Below are 13,953 nucleotides of genomic sequence, written 5' to 3' on the forward strand. Positions count from 1 at the left end.
ACCACCCACCACCGGACGAGGGGGACAACTCCAGGTGAGCACGGTCTCAGCAACCGGTTTCTGCAGAGTCACGGTGGCGGCGCCGAACAGCCGCATCGACGTGGCACTCCCGGAGGACGTGCCGCTCTCCGACATCCATCCGGAGATCCTGCGCCTGTCGGGCCAGACCCCGGAAGAAGCCGCGCCCACCGGGTACAACCTGGTCCGCAGGGACGGAAGGGTGCTCGACGGCACCCTCTCGCTTGCCGAACAGCGCGTGCACGACGGCGAGTTGCTTCTCCTGCGCCCCTTCGCCGACTCGCTGCCGCCGGCCGTCTTCGACGACGTGGTCGACGCGGTGGCCGCCGCCGTCCAGACCGACCGGCGCAGCTGGAACGACGCCATGATGCGCGCCGTCGGCCTCACCGCCGGCGTCGTGCTGCTCGCCCTCATGGCCTTCGTGCTGTGGTTCTCCGAGCCGGTCAAGCACGACATGCACGGCCTGCCCGGCATCCTCGCCGGCGCCACGGGCCTGGTGCTGGTCGCCCTGGCGGGCGTGCGCGCGCGGGTCTACGACGACCGGCACTCCGCCGTCGCGCTCGGTCTGGCCTCGCTGCCGCTGCTCCTGGTCGCCGGCTCCGGCGTGATGGGCGTGGCCAAGGGCGAGGGCCCGGGCCGGCTGCACTTCCTCATCGGCTGCGTCGTGGTGCTGATCGCGTCCGTCCTGCTCGTGCTGCTGCTGCCGCAGGGTGACGCGCCGTTCGTCGCGGCGTCCTTCACCGCCGGTGTCGGCACGCTGGCCACCTTCGTGGCGATCCTCACCGAGGCCGCGCCGCGCGAGGCCGCTGCCGTCACCGCCGTCGTCATGATCGCCGTGGTCGGCTTCCTGCCCGGCTGGTCGGCCCGCTTCGCGCGGCTGCCGATCGGCTTCCGCTCGCCCGACCAGGTCGCCGGCCGGCACCGCGGCGACGCAGAGCGGCAGGGCGAGGAGGAGCCGGTCGACTTCGAGCGGATCACCAACCAGGCCCGCCGCGGCCATGAGCTGCTGCTCGGCCTGGTGGCCGGCTGTGCCGCCGCGATCGTCGGCTCCGCCGGCGTCGTGCTGGGCTTCTCCGACAGCGCCTGGGCGCAGCTGCTCGCGCTGGTCATGGGCCTGGCGACGCTGATGCGCGCGCGGCTGTTCCGTTACACGTCACAGGTCGTGACGCTGATGGTCGCCGGTGTCGTCACCGTCGGCCTGCTGGTCATCGGCCTCGCGCTCAACCTGCCGGCGGACATCCTCACCGACCTGCTGCGCGGCAACCACTCCTCGCTCGACATCCGCACCGTGTGGCTGGCGGCCGCGGTGGCCCTGGGGGCCGCACTCCTCGTCGCGATCGCGCTGGTCGTCCCGAGCAAGGGCGTCACCCCGTTCTGGGGCCGGCTGCTGGACCTGGCCGAGGCCGCGGTTCTGCTGTCGCTGATCCCGATCTGCCTCGCCGTCCTCGACCTCTACAACGAGGCCCGCGGCATGACCAGCGGCTGAGCCCCCGCCCTACCCGGGCGCACCCGACCGCCCCCGGTTGCCCACCGCCCCGGACCCGGACATCGCACCGGGCCCGGGGTGGTACTCTGTGTAACCGATGCGTCCGCCCCCGTGCGGCGCGTCCCGCCTTCCGAGTCATCGCAGATTCCCCTGTGACACAGACCAGGGGCGCTCGAAGGCACCGACCACAAGGAGACCGCATGTCGCTCGACGTCGCGACGAAGAAGCAGATCATCGGCGAGTTCGGCACCAAGGAGGGCGACACCGGCTCCCCCGAGGTCCAGGTTGCGCTGCTCTCGCGCCGCATCTCGGACCTGACCGAGCACCTCAAGACCCACAAGCACGACCACCACTCCCGTCGTGGTCTGCTGATCCTGGTCGGCCAGCGCCGCCGCCTGCTGCAGTACCTGGCCAAGAAGGACATCCAGCGCTTCCGTGCGCTCGTCGAGCGCCTCGGCATCCGCCGCGGCGCGGCCGGCGCCCGCTGAGTCGCCTTAGAGGGAGCGGTTCCCGTCCGGGGGCCGCTCCCTTGGCGTACGTGGAGAACCGCGCTGGGCGCGAGAGCGGGGCCGAAGCTTTGTAGGCTGGTCCCATACACAACGCCATAGAGCATGCGGAGGGAGCGTCCTCCTAAACGCCACCAGAGCCGGTCCTCGGTAGTGGCCCCCGGGCAGCACGTACGTCCCGGTGGCTTCGATCGAAGACCGGCCCGGCGGGACGCCCCTCCACCGACGGCCACCGGGAAGACGCCCGGCGGCACGAAAGAGGAGAATCCCCATAGTGGAGAACGAGACCCACTACGCCGAAGCCGTGATCGACAACGGCAGCTTCGGCACCCGTACGATCCGCTTCGAGACGGGCCGTCTGGCCCGTCAGGCCGCCGGCTCGGCCGTGGCCTACCTGGACGACGACACCATGGTGCTGTCGGCCACCACCGCCTCGAAGCACCCGAAGGACCAGCTCGACTTCTTCCCCCTCACGGTGGACGTCGAGGAGCGCATGTACGCGGCCGGGCGGATCCCCGGTTCCTTCTTCCGTCGTGAGGGCCGTCCCTCCGAGGACGCGATCCTCACCTGCCGCCTGATCGACCGCCCGCTGCGCCCGTCCTTCAAGAAGGGCCTGCGCAACGAGATCCAGGTCGTGGCGACGATCATGGCGCTCAACCCCGACCACCTCTACGACGTGGTCGCCATCAACGCCGCCTCCTGCTCCACGCAGCTGGCGGGCCTGCCCTTCTCCGGCCCGATCGGCGGCGTCCGCGTCGCGCTGATCCGCGGCCAGTGGGTCGCCTTCCCGACGCACAGCGAGCTGGAGGAGGCCGTCTTCGACATGGTCGTCGCCGGCCGCACCCTCGAGGACGGCGATGTCGCGATCATGATGGTGGAGGCCGAGGCCACCACCCAGACGATCAAGCTGGTCGAGGGCGGCGCCGAGGCGCCGACCGAGGAGATCGTCGCGGCCGGTCTGGACGCCTCCAAGCCCTTCATCAAGGTGCTGTGCAAGGCGCAGGCCGACCTGGCCTCCAAGGCCGCCAAGGAGACCGCCGAGTTCCCGATCTTCCTGGACTACCAGGACGACGTGTTCGAGGCGCTCGAGTCCGCCGTCGCCGACGAGCTCAAGCAGGCGCTGACCATCGCCGGCAAGCAGGCCCGTGAGGCCGAGCTGGACCGGGTGAAGGGCCTTGCCGCCGAGAAGCTGCTGCCGCAGTTCGAGGGCCGCGAGAAGGAGATCTCCGCCGCCTACCGCTCGCTGACCAAGAAGCTGGTCCGCGCGCGCGTCATCAAGGACAAGGTCCGCATCGACGGCCGCGGCGTCACCGACATCCGCACCCTGGCCGCCGAGGTCGAGGCGATCCCGCGGGTGCACGGCTCGGCGCTGTTCGAGCGCGGCGAGACCCAGATCCTGGGTGTCACCACGCTGAACATGCTGCGCATGGAGCAGCAGCTGGACACGCTGGCGCCCGAGACGCGCAAGCGCTACATGCACAACTACAACTTCCCGCCGTACTCCACCGGTGAGACGGGCCGCGTCGGCTCCCCCAAGCGCCGCGAGATCGGCCACGGCGCGCTCGCCGAGCGGGCGCTGCTGCCGGTCCTGCCGACCCGCGAGGAGTTCCCCTACGCGATCCGCCAGGTCTCCGAGGCGCTGGGCTCCAACGGCTCCACGTCGATGGGCTCGGTCTGCGCCTCCACCATGTCGCTGCTGAACGCCGGTGTGCCGCTGAAGGCCCCCGTCGCCGGTATCGCCATGGGCCTGATCTCCCAGGAGATCGAGGGCGAGACCCACTACGTCACCCTCACCGACATCCTCGGTGCGGAGGACGCGTTCGGCGACATGGACTTCAAGGTCGCCGGCACCAAGCAGTTCGTCACGGCGCTGCAGCTGGACACCAAGCTCGACGGCATCCCGGCGTCGGTCCTGGCCGCGGCCCTCAAGCAGGCCCGCGACGCCCGTCTGCACATCCTCGACGTGATGATGGAGGCGATCGACACTCCGGACGAGATGTCGCCGAACGCCCCGCGCATCATCACCGTCAAGATCCCGGTGGACAAGATCGGTGAGGTCATCGGCCCCAAGGGCAAGATGATCAACCAGATCCAGGAGGACACCGGCGCCGAGATCACGATCGAGGACGACGGCACCATCTACATCGGTGCCGCCGACGGCCCGTCCGCCGAGGCCGCCCGCACCGTGATCAACGGCATCGCCAACCCGACGATGCCCGAGGTCGGCGAGCGGTACCTGGGCACGGTCGTGAAGACCACCACCTTCGGTGCCTTCGTCTCCCTGCTCCCGGGCAAGGACGGCCTGCTGCACATCTCGCAGATCCGCAAGCTGGCCGGCGGCAAGCGCGTGGAGAACGTCGAGGACGTCCTCCCCGTGGGCACCAAGGTCCAGGTCGAGATCGCCGAGATCGACCAGCGCGGCAAGCTCTCGCTGATCCCCGTCGTCGAAGGCGAGGACAACGAAGACGGTGCCGCTGGCGACGCCTCCGCCGACGACAAGGCCGAGGACGCGTCCGAGCAGTGACCGACCGCTCCACTCGCGTGACGGCCCGCCCCTCCACCAAGGGGCGGGCCGTCCGCACGCAGACCCTGCTCCCCGGCTTCGACGGCATCGGCACCGTGCGCCGCTCCGTCCTCCCCGGGGGGCTGCGCGTCGTCACCGAGACGCTGCCCACCGTGCGTTCGGCGACCTTCGGGATCTGGGCCGGCGTCGGCTCCCGTGACGAGACCCCGGCCCTGAACGGCGCCACGCACTACCTGGAGCACCTGCTCTTCAAGGGCACGGCCCGGCGCAGCGCGCTGGAGATCTCCTCCGCGATCGACGCGGTCGGCGGCGAGATGAACGCCTTCACCGCCAAGGAGTACACGTGCTACTACGCACGCGTCCTCGACACCGATCTGCCGCTCGCCATCGACGTGGTCGCCGACATGCTGACCGGCTCGCTCATCCGCCAGGAGGACATCGACGCCGAACGCGGCGTCGTCCTGGAGGAGATCGCGATGACCGAGGACGACCCCGGCGACCAGGTGCACGACCTCTTCGCCACCGCGCTGCTCGGCGACTCCCCGCTGGGCCGGCCGGTCCTCGGCACGGTCGAGACCATCAACGCCCTCACCCGCGACCAGGTCCACCGCTTCTACCGGAAGCACTACGACCCCACGCACCTGGTCGTCGCCGCGGCAGGCAACATCGACCACGAGGCCGTCGTCCGGCAGGTGCGCCGGGCCTTCGAGGACGCGGGCGCGCTCCGCGACCCCGAGGCCGTGCCCCGGTCGCCGCGCGGCGGCAGCAAGACCCTGCGCAGCCAGGGCCGGGTCGAGGTGCTGGAACGGCGCACCGAGCAGGCCCACGTGGTGCTCGGCATGCCCGGCCTGTCCCGGCACGACGACCGCCGCTGGGCGCTGGGCGTGCTCAACACGGCGCTCGGCGGCGGCATGAGTTCGCGGCTGTTCCAGGAGGTCCGCGAGAAGCGCGGCCTCGCCTACAGCGTGTACTCGTACACCTCGTCCTTCGCCGACAGCGGCCTGTTCGGGGTGTACGCGGGCTGCCAGCCGCGCCGGGTGCCCGAAGTGCTGAAGATCTGCCGCGAGGAACTCCACAAGGTCGCAGAGCACGGTCTCGGCGACGAGGAACTGAGGCGCGCCGTCGGCCAGTTCTCCGGCTCGACCGTGCTCAGCCTGGAGGACACCGGCGCCCTGATGAACCGCATCGGCAAGAGCGAGTTGTGCTGGGGCGAGCAGATGTCGGTGGACGCCACCTTGGAGCGGATCGCCGCGGTGACCCCCGAGGAGGTCCGCGCGGTCGCCCGCGACGTGCTCGGGCAGCGGCCCTCGCTGGCCGTCATAGGCCCGCTCAAGGACAAGCAGGTGGCCCGCCTGCACGATTCCATCGCCTGAGCGGCGAGCCCAGCCGGCCTGACCCAGCCCTACCGAGCCCTACCGACCGAAGGACAGGAACGATGAGCACAATCCGCGTGGGTGTGATCGGGGCCCGTGGCCGTATGGGCACGGAGGCGGTCAAGGCCGTCGAGGCCGCCGAGGACATGGAGCTGGTCGCCGCCATCGGCCGGGAGGACAAGCTGGAGGCCCTGGCCGAGAACGGCGCCCAGGTCGCGATCGAACTGACCGCGCCCGGCTCGGTCATGGGCAACCTCGACTTCTGCCTGCGGCACGGCATCCACGCCGTCGTCGGCACCACCGGCTGGACCGACGAGCGCCTGGACACCCTGCGCGGCTGGCTCGGCGCCGCCCCGGGCACGGGCGTGCTCATCGCCCCCAACTTCGGCATCGGCGCGGTGCTGACGATGCGCTTCGCACGCCAGGCCGCCCGTTTCTTCGAGTCCGCGGAGATCGTCGAACTGCACCACCCCGACAAGGTCGACGCCCCGAGCGGCACGGCCGCCCGCACCGCCCAGCTGATCGCCGACGCCCGCCGTGAAGCGGGCCTCGGCGCGCAGCCGGACGCCACCGCCACCGCCCTGGACGGGGCGCGCGGCGCCGACGTGGACGGGGTCCCGGTGCACTCGGTACGGCTGCGCGGCCTCGTCGCCCACCAGGAGGTCCTCTTCGGCGACGCCGGCGAGGTCCTCACCATCCGCCACGACTCCATGAACCGCGCCTCCTTCATGCCGGGCGTCCTGCTCGGCGTGCGGCGGGTCGTCTCCACGCCGGGGCTCACCTTCGGCCTGGAACACTTCATGGACCTGGACTGAGAGTCCGCCACCGAGAGTCAGAGACCGAGAGCCGGATCGCCCACCATGCGCGCAAAGATCACCTACTTCGTCACCGCCGCCGTCCTCGTCGTGTACTTCGCCCTGGTCGGCGCGCGCGGCGTGTGGCTGATCCAGGACGGCCGCCCGGTCACGGTCGTCCTCGGCCTGGCGGTCCTCGTCCTGCCGGTGATCGGCGTGTGGTTCCTGGTCCGTACGACCCAGTTCGCGCGCGACGCGGGCCGGCTGGCCAGGGAGCTGGAGGCGGAGGGCGGGCTGCCCGAGGACGAGTTGGTGCGCACCCCCAGCGGGCGGATCGACCGGTCCTCGGCGGACGCGGTGTTCGCCCGGCGCAAGGCGGAGACGGAGGCCGCGCCGGAGGACTGGCGCACCTGGTTCCGGCTCGCCGTCGCCTACCACGACGCCCGTGACACTCCGCGGGCCCGCAAGGCGATGCAGCGCGCGATCGCCCTGCGCGGCAGGGCGCCGCAGACGTGACGACGCTCTGAGGGGGGCCGGGGTCAGCCCGGCAGCACGGTCGTGCCGCCGCCGTCAGGGCCGCCCGCCAGGGCGTGCAGCAGCGCGTGCGGGGCGCGTCCGTCCAGGACCCGGGCGGAGCGGACACCGGACCGGACCGCCAGCAGGCAGCCACGCATCTTCGGGCCCATCCCGCCGCCCAGCGAGGGCAGCATCGTCTCCAGCTCGTCGGCGGTCAGGCGGTCCACCACCCGCTCGCGGCGCGGCCAGTCCGCGTACAGCCCCGGCACGTCCGTCAGGACGACCAGCGACTCGGCGCCCAGGGCGGCGGCGATCGCGCCCGCGGCGGTGTCGGCGTTGACGTTGTAGGCCTGGCCGTCGGTGCCGCGGCCGATGGGGGAGACCACGGGGATGTGGCCGTGGTCCAGGAGCACGTCGACGGCGCCGGTGTTGACCTCGGTCACGTCACCGACCAGCCCGATGTCGACGAGTTCGCCGTCGACCTCGGCGTAGCGGCGCACCGCGGTGAGGGTGTGCGCGTCCTCGCCGGTGAGTCCCACCGCGTACGGGCCGTGCCGGTTGAGCAGACCGACGAGTTCGCGCTGCACCTTGCCCGCGAGCACCATGCGCACGACGTCCAGGGTCTCCGGTGTGGTGACCCGCAGTCCGGCCAGGAAGCGGGCCTGCACGCCCATGCGCTCCAGATGCGCGCTGATCTGCGGGCCGCCGCCGTGCACGACGACCGGCCGCACCCCGGCACACCGCAGCCGCACGACGTCGTCGGCGAAGGCGGCGAGCAGCGCGTCGTCCGTCATGGCGTGGCCGCCGTACTTGATCACCACCGTGCGGCCGCGCAGGAGTTCCAGCGCGGGAGCCGGGGAAGCGGAGGCGAGGAGGGCGGTCACGGACGGGCCGGACGGTCGTCGTGGGGGAACGCGTCGGAAGGGGGGCCGGACGGTCCGTGCACCAGTCGCTCCAGGTCCTCGTCGGGGTCGGCTCGTCCGGGCGCCGTCGCCGGGGCGTCGGGCGGGCCGGGCCGGAACGTAACAGGCTCAGGGAAACGTCCGATGACGGCCGGCTGTCGGCCCGGCCCCGGCCGGACGTGTTGTGGATGTCACATCGCGGCGATGCGCCGGGCGGCGGGCACGACCGACGGGGTGCCGGTCTCCGGGTCGTCGATCACCCGGCACCCCGGCCGGCTCCGCCCCGCCGGTCGCGCGCGACCACTGCCGCAGCAGCCCCTGGTGCGGTGGCGGCCGCGGGCGTCGGGGCCGTGCGGCATCGTCAAGTACGGCGTCCAGCAGCCCGGTTGCGTGGCAACCAGCGGATGGCCGACTGCGACTGCACCGGACCCCCAGCGCGACGTTTGGCTCGGCGGCGTCCTAGCGGGGCCCGGCGGCCCAGGCCTCTATGGCGTCGGCCGCCTGGTCGAAGGCCTCCGTGCGGCCCAGGAAGTCCGCGTTGTGGTCGGTCAGCAGCGGGCGCAGCCGCTCACCGCCCGCCCGGGTGACCACCAGCGCCTGGCCCTGCACCGTCCGCGGCATCGCGAGCCACTTCACCGGCTGCTGGACCGTGCGGACCGAGGCCACCCGCTCCCACGACAGCGTCACCGTGTGGAACAGCCGGACCTGCCGCACCCCCCGCGCGCTCACCCAGAACCCCACGCGCAGCAGCCGGAGTGCGGCGGCGATCACCAGCACGGCACCGCCGGCCGTCCACGTCACCCCGGACCCGCTTCCGGCGAGTCCCATGACCACGGCGGCGAAGAGCATGTACGAGGCGAGCACCAGCAGCAGCGCCGCCGCCGCGACCCGCCAGGGGCCCGGCCGGTACGGACGCCTCCACCGGTCCACGGACCGGTAGGGGAGAGCGGCGTCAACGGAGTGCTCGTCATGGCCGCTGTCCGCGGCGAGGAAGGGCAGAGACACACGGTGAGGCTATAGGGGACTCTCGGACCGGGCCACCGCTGGTGGGCCGCCGTCGGCCTTTGCGCCGCTTTGCGGCGCGTGCGGGTGTTGTCGGTGTTGTCGGCGGTCTGGTCGCCGCCCAATAGGCTGGTCGCCGTCCAAAGCGCCAGAGGAAGGACGCCCGGTGACCGACACCTCCGCCGACGATTCCGCAGAGTCCGCAGAGCCCGCAGAGTCCGTGCAGTTCCGCGACGACGTGACCGTCGAGCTCGTCAAGCACAGTGCCTCGGACTCCGACGTCCTGTGGGCCGCTCGCGTGTCCACCGCCGGCGAGCAGTCCCTCGCGGAGATCAACAAGGACCCCGAGCGATCCAAGGGCCTGATCAACTACCTCATGCGGGACCGCCACGGCAGCCCCTTCGAGCACAACTCGATGACCTTCTTCGTGAGCGCCCCGATCTTCGTCTTCCGCGAGTTCATGCGCCACCGGGTCGGCTGGTGCCTCGCCGGCGACACGGAGATCACGCTGGAGAGCGAGGCCGGCACCCTCCGCCGCAGGAGCATCGGGGAACTGCACCGCCTGTGGCACCTGGACGACGAGGACCGGCTGCCGGCCTCCGCCGGCGGCGTCACCTGGCACGCCTCGGCGGGCCGCTGGCGGGCCGAGGTCCGCCGGGGGGACCGGAGCCACTACCTCGGCCTGTACGACAGCCGCGAGGCCGCCGACAGCGCGGTCGTCGAGTTCCGCGAGCAGGACCCGGGCACCCGGCTGCGCACGCTGGAGTCGGTGCGCCGCAACCACGTGCGCTGCTACGACGAGGAGACGCTGCTGCCGCGGCGGGCCAGGATCACCGACGTGATGGAGTCGGGCGTCAAGCAACTGCTCAGGATCACCACGTCCTCGGGCCGCGTCCTGCGCTGCTCCGTGGACCACGCAATCCTCACGCCCGAGGGCTGGGCGAAGGCCGGCGAGCTGGCCGTGGGCGACGCCGTCATGGGCGCGGGCCCCGAGCGGGAGTCCTCGCGGCCGCCGGTGCCCCCGGGCCTGGCACGCGGCATCGGCGTGTGGACCTCCCAGCAGCGCGAGCGCCTGATCGGCGAGACCGGCACCTGCCACCTGTGCGCCCGCTCCTTCCCTCGCGAGGAACTGGCCCTGGACCACCGTGTCCCCGTCGCCGCGGACCTCGCCCTCGCCCTGGACGAGAGCAACCTGGCCCCGGTGTGCGAGGAGTGTCACACCCGCAAGAGCGGCGAGGAGCAGGCGCTCGCCCAGGACGGCGCCGTGACCGGTACGGCCCTGCCCGACCCGATCGTCTCGATCGCGCAGGACGGCGAGGAGATGACCTACGACCTGTCGGTCGAGGGTCCGTGGCACAACTTCCTCGCCGACGGCATCGTCGTGCACAACTCCTACAACGAGGAGTCGGGCCGTTACCGCGAGTTGCAGCCCGTCTTCTACGTGCCCGGCGAGGACCGCAAGCTGGTGCAGCAGGGGCGGCCGGGGAAGTACGAGTTCGTGCACGGGTCGCCCGAGCAGCACAAGGCGGTCAGCGAGGCCATGGAGGCCTCCTACCGGCAGTCGTACGAGGCGTACCAGAACATGCTGGCCGCCGGCGTCGCCCGCGAGGTGGCCCGGGCGACGCTGCCCGTCGGCCTGTTCTCGTCGATGTACGCCACGTGCAACGCCCGCTCGCTGATGCACTTCCTGGGCCTGCGCACCCAGCACGAGCTGGCCAAGGTGCCGTCCTTCCCGCAGCGGGAGATCGAGATGGTGGGTGAGCGGATGGAAGCCGAATGGGCGAAGCTCATGCCGCTCACGCACGGTGCCTTCAACGCGAACGGCCGGATCGCACCGTAGCGGTGCGCCACTCATCCGGAATGTTCCGATTGCCGGGTTTCCTGCAGTTCGTCTAGTCTGCAGAAACGGATTCCGGTGCTGCTTGAACCCCCGAGCAGGCAGCGCCGGAGTCCTCCTCGCAGGTCCCGAGGGGCCCTCCCGCCACCGGCACCGAGTAGCGTTGGACTCATGGCTCCGACCTCCACCTCGCAGACCCCCTTCGGGCGGGTCATGACCGCAATGGTCACGCCGTTCACCGCGGACGGTGCTCTCGACCTCGACGGCGCGCAGCGGCTCGCCGCGCACCTGGTCGACGCAGGCAATGACGGCTTGGTCGTCAACGGCACCACCGGTGAGTCCCCGACCACCAGTGACGTGGAGAAAGAGCAGCTCGTCCGGGCCGTCCTGGAAGCCGTCGGGGACCGCGCCTTCGTGGTGGCCGGCGTCGGCACCAACGACACCCACCACACCGTCGAACTGGCCCGCCAGGCCGAGCGCGCCGGCGCGCACGGCCTGCTCGCGGTCACGCCGTACTACAACAAGCCCCCGCAGGAGGGCCTGTACCGGCACTTCACCACCGTCGCGGACGCCACCGGCCTGCCGGTCATGCTCTACGACATCCCCGGCCGCAGCGGCGTTCCCATCGAGACCGAGACCCTCGTCCGGCTCGCCGAGCACCCCCGGATCGTCGCCAACAAGGACGCCAAGGGCGACCTCGGCGCCGCGAGCTGGACGATAAGCCGCAGTGGCCTCGCCTGGTACTCCGGCGACGACATGCTCAACCTGCCGCTGCTGTCCGTCGGCGCCGTCGGCTTCGTCTCCGTGGTGGGACATCTGGTCACCCCTGAGCTCCGGGCCCTCCTGGAGGCGTATCTCTCCGGTGACGTCCACAAGGCGACCGAGATCCACCAGAAGCTGCTCCCCGTCTTCACCGGGATGTTCCGCGCCCAGGGCGTGATCACCACCAAGGCCGCCCTGGCCTGGCGGGGACTTCCGGCCGGACCGCTGCGACTGCCGCTCGTCGGCCTCGACGCGCTCGGCGAGGCCGCGACGGCACAGCTGAAGAAAGATCTGGCCGCAGGCGGGGTAGAGCTGTAACCACAGACTTAAAAACTGAATATCGACCATGAGAAGCACCCGACAGAAGAAAGCACGATGTCACACGCGTCCCGTGCCCCCGGGGGATTCCTCCGGGGGATGCGGCGTGTGTGGTGAGGAGATACTTTGAGCCATCCGCACCCTGAGCTCAGCCCACCCCCCGCGCTGCCCACGGGCGGCCTGCGGATCACCCCACTCGGCGGTCTCGGCGAGATCGGCCGGAACATGACGGTCTTCGAGTACGCGGGGCGGCTCCTGATCGTCGACTGCGGGGTGCTCTTCCCCGAGGAGGAGCAGCCCGGAGTTGATCTGATCCTGCCGGACTTCACGTCGATCCGTGACCGGCTGGACGACGTCGTCGGCATCGTCCTGACGCACGGCCACGAGGACCACATCGGCGCCGTCCCCTTCCTCCTGCGGGAGAAGGACGACATCCCGCTGATCGGCTCCAAGCTGACCCTCGCCCTGATCGAGGCCAAGCTCGCCGAGCACCGGATCCGGCCGTACACCCTCGAGGTCGCCGAGGGGCAGCGCGAGCGCATCGGCCCCTTCGACTGCGAGTTCGTCGCCGTCAACCACTCCATCCCCGACGCACTGGCCGTCGCCATCCGGACCCCGGCCGGCATGGTCGTGCACACCGGCGACTTCAAGATGGACCAACTGCCGCTCGACGGGCGCCTGACCGACCTGCACGCGTTCGCGCGGCTGTCGGAGGAGGGCATCGACCTGCTGCTGTCGGACTCCACCAACGCCGAGGTCCCCGGCTTCATCCCGCACGAGCGGGACATCCTGCCGGTGCTGCGGCAGGTCTTCGCCAAGGCGGAGAAGCGGATCATCGTGGCCAGCTTCGCCAGCCACGTCCACCGCATCCAGCAGGTCCTGGACGCGGCCCACGAACGCGGCCGCAAGGTCGCCTTCATCGGGCGCTCCATGGTCCGCAACATGGGCATCGCCCGCGATCTCGGCTACCTCCGGGTCCCGAACGGCCTTGTCGTCGACGTCAAGACGCTCGAGGACATCCCGGACGAGCGGGTGGTGCTGGTCTGCACCGGCTCCCAGGGCGAACCCATGGCCGCGCTGTCCCGCATGGCCAACCGGGACCACCAGATCCGCATCGTCGAGGGCGACACCGTGGTCCTGGCGTCCTCGCTCATCCCCGGCAACGAGAACGCGGTCTACCGCGTGATCAACGGCCTGACGCGCTGGGGCGCCCACGTCGTCCACAAGGGCAACGCCAAGGTGCACGTCTCCGGCCACGCCTCCGCGGGCGAGCTGTTGTACTTCTACAACATCTGCAAGCCGCGCAACCTCATGCCGGTCCACGGGGAATGGCGCCATCTGCGCGCCAACGCCGATCTCGGCGCGGCGACCGGCATCCCCAAGGAGCGCTGTGTCATCGCCGAGGACGGTGTCGTCGTCGACCTCGTCGACGGCGTCGCCAAGGTCGTCGGCAAGGTCCAGGCCGGTTACGTGTACGTCGACGGGCTCTCCGTCGGCGACATCACCGAGAGTTCGCTCAAGGACCGCCGCATCCTCGGGGAGGAAGGCATCATCTCGGTCTTCGTCGTCGTGGACTCCAGCACCGGCAAGCTCGTGGGCGGCCCGTTCATCCAGGCCCGCGGCTCGGGCATCGACGACGACGCCTTCGGCGCGGTGCTCCCCAAGGTCGAGGAGTCCCTCGCCCGCGCGGCATCCGACGGCGTCGCCGAGGTCCGTCAACTGCAGCAGCTCATCCGCCGCTCCGTCGGGAAGTGGGTCTCCGACACCTACCGCCGGCGCCCGATGATCCTGCCTGTGGTCGTGGAGGTCTGACGCACCACCAGGAGCGGGGGGGGCCCGCGGCGGGTTCGGCGCGCACCCGCACCCCCAAAGAAAAAAACAAAAAAAAAATAAAAAAAAAAAAACAAACAAAACA

10 protein-coding genes and 3 pseudogenes are annotated in these 13,953 nt (G+C 71.1%); 11 read left to right on the forward strand and 2 right to left on the reverse strand.

Going from position 1 to position 13,953, the window contains the following annotated elements; genetic code table 11:
• Positions 1 to 34: 34 nt before the first annotated feature.
• From eccD to ACFWVC_RS33855, 6 genes are all read left to right on the forward strand, one after another.
• A complete protein-coding gene (eccD, locus tag ACFWVC_RS33830; RefSeq protein WP_384296611.1) occupies positions 35 to 1,504 on the forward strand; it encodes a type VII secretion integral membrane protein EccD in 1,470 nt (489 codons plus the stop codon).
• A gap of 200 nt (positions 1,505 to 1,704) precedes the next feature.
• Positions 1,705 to 1,992: a 30S ribosomal protein S15 gene (gene rpsO, locus ACFWVC_RS33835; protein WP_384296612.1), complete on the forward strand. Its 288-nt coding sequence runs from the start codon at positions 1,705 to 1,707 to the stop codon at positions 1,990 to 1,992.
• A gap of 292 nt (positions 1,993 to 2,284) precedes the next feature.
• Positions 2,285 to 4,534, forward strand: coding sequence for a polyribonucleotide nucleotidyltransferase (locus tag ACFWVC_RS33840; protein WP_384296613.1), 2,250 nt, complete (start codon positions 2,285 to 2,287; stop codon positions 4,532 to 4,534).
• Positions 4,531 to 5,907, forward strand: coding sequence for a M16 family metallopeptidase (locus ACFWVC_RS33845; protein WP_384296614.1), 1,377 nt, complete (start codon positions 4,531 to 4,533; stop codon positions 5,905 to 5,907). Before ACFWVC_RS33840 ends, ACFWVC_RS33845 begins: the two co-directional genes overlap by 4 nt.
• A 62-nt stretch (positions 5,908 to 5,969) precedes the next feature.
• Entirely contained in the window at positions 5,970 to 6,722 is a 753-nt protein-coding gene (dapB, locus tag ACFWVC_RS33850) for a 4-hydroxy-tetrahydrodipicolinate reductase (protein WP_384296615.1), read from the forward strand.
• A gap of 45 nt (positions 6,723 to 6,767) precedes the next feature.
• The gene (locus tag ACFWVC_RS33855) at positions 6,768 to 7,217 is read left to right on the forward strand and encodes a hypothetical protein (protein ID WP_384296616.1); all 450 of its coding nucleotides are present in this window, start codon (positions 6,768 to 6,770) and stop codon (positions 7,215 to 7,217) included.
• Positions 7,218 to 7,240: 23 nt separating this feature from the next.
• On the opposite strand, the gene argB is transcribed toward ACFWVC_RS33855, so the two are convergent.
• Together argB and ACFWVC_RS33865 are read right to left on the reverse strand one after the other, a co-directional pair.
• Positions 7,241 to 8,101, reverse strand: coding sequence for an acetylglutamate kinase (gene argB / locus ACFWVC_RS33860; protein WP_384296617.1), 861 nt, complete (start codon positions 8,099 to 8,101; stop codon positions 7,241 to 7,243).
• Positions 8,102 to 8,578: 477 nt separating this feature from the next.
• Positions 8,579 to 9,124, reverse strand: coding sequence for a hypothetical protein (locus ACFWVC_RS33865; RefSeq protein ID WP_384296618.1), 546 nt, complete (start codon positions 9,122 to 9,124; stop codon positions 8,579 to 8,581).
• A gap of 163 nt (positions 9,125 to 9,287) precedes the next feature.
• Here ACFWVC_RS33865 and ACFWVC_RS33870 point away from each other — a divergent pair.
• The 5 genes and pseudogenes from ACFWVC_RS33870 to ACFWVC_RS33890 form a co-directional block, all read left to right on the forward strand.
• A pseudogene (locus ACFWVC_RS33870) lies at positions 9,288 to 9,602 on the forward strand (FAD-dependent thymidylate synthase); the annotation flags it as partial.
• Positions 9,582 to 10,508 (forward strand): annotated as a pseudogene (locus ACFWVC_RS33875) (HNH endonuclease); the annotation flags it as partial. The pseudogenes ACFWVC_RS33870 and ACFWVC_RS33875, both read left to right, overlap by 21 nt.
• A 3-nt stretch (positions 10,509 to 10,511) precedes the next feature.
• Positions 10,512 to 10,961 (forward strand): annotated as a pseudogene (gene thyX / locus ACFWVC_RS33880) (FAD-dependent thymidylate synthase); the annotation flags it as partial.
• A gap of 168 nt (positions 10,962 to 11,129) precedes the next feature.
• Positions 11,130 to 12,038: a 4-hydroxy-tetrahydrodipicolinate synthase gene (gene dapA, locus ACFWVC_RS33885; protein ID WP_384296619.1), complete on the forward strand. Its 909-nt coding sequence runs from the start codon at positions 11,130 to 11,132 to the stop codon at positions 12,036 to 12,038.
• A gap of 126 nt (positions 12,039 to 12,164) precedes the next feature.
• On the forward strand, positions 12,165 to 13,850 hold the full coding sequence (locus ACFWVC_RS33890) for a ribonuclease J (RefSeq protein ID WP_384296620.1): 1,686 nt from the start codon (positions 12,165 to 12,167) through the stop codon (positions 13,848 to 13,850).
• Positions 13,851 to 13,953 lie beyond the last annotated feature (103 nt).

Source organism: Streptomyces sp. NPDC058691, assembly GCF_042714775.1.
Classification (GTDB): domain Bacteria; phylum Actinomycetota; class Actinomycetes; order Streptomycetales; family Streptomycetaceae; genus Actinacidiphila.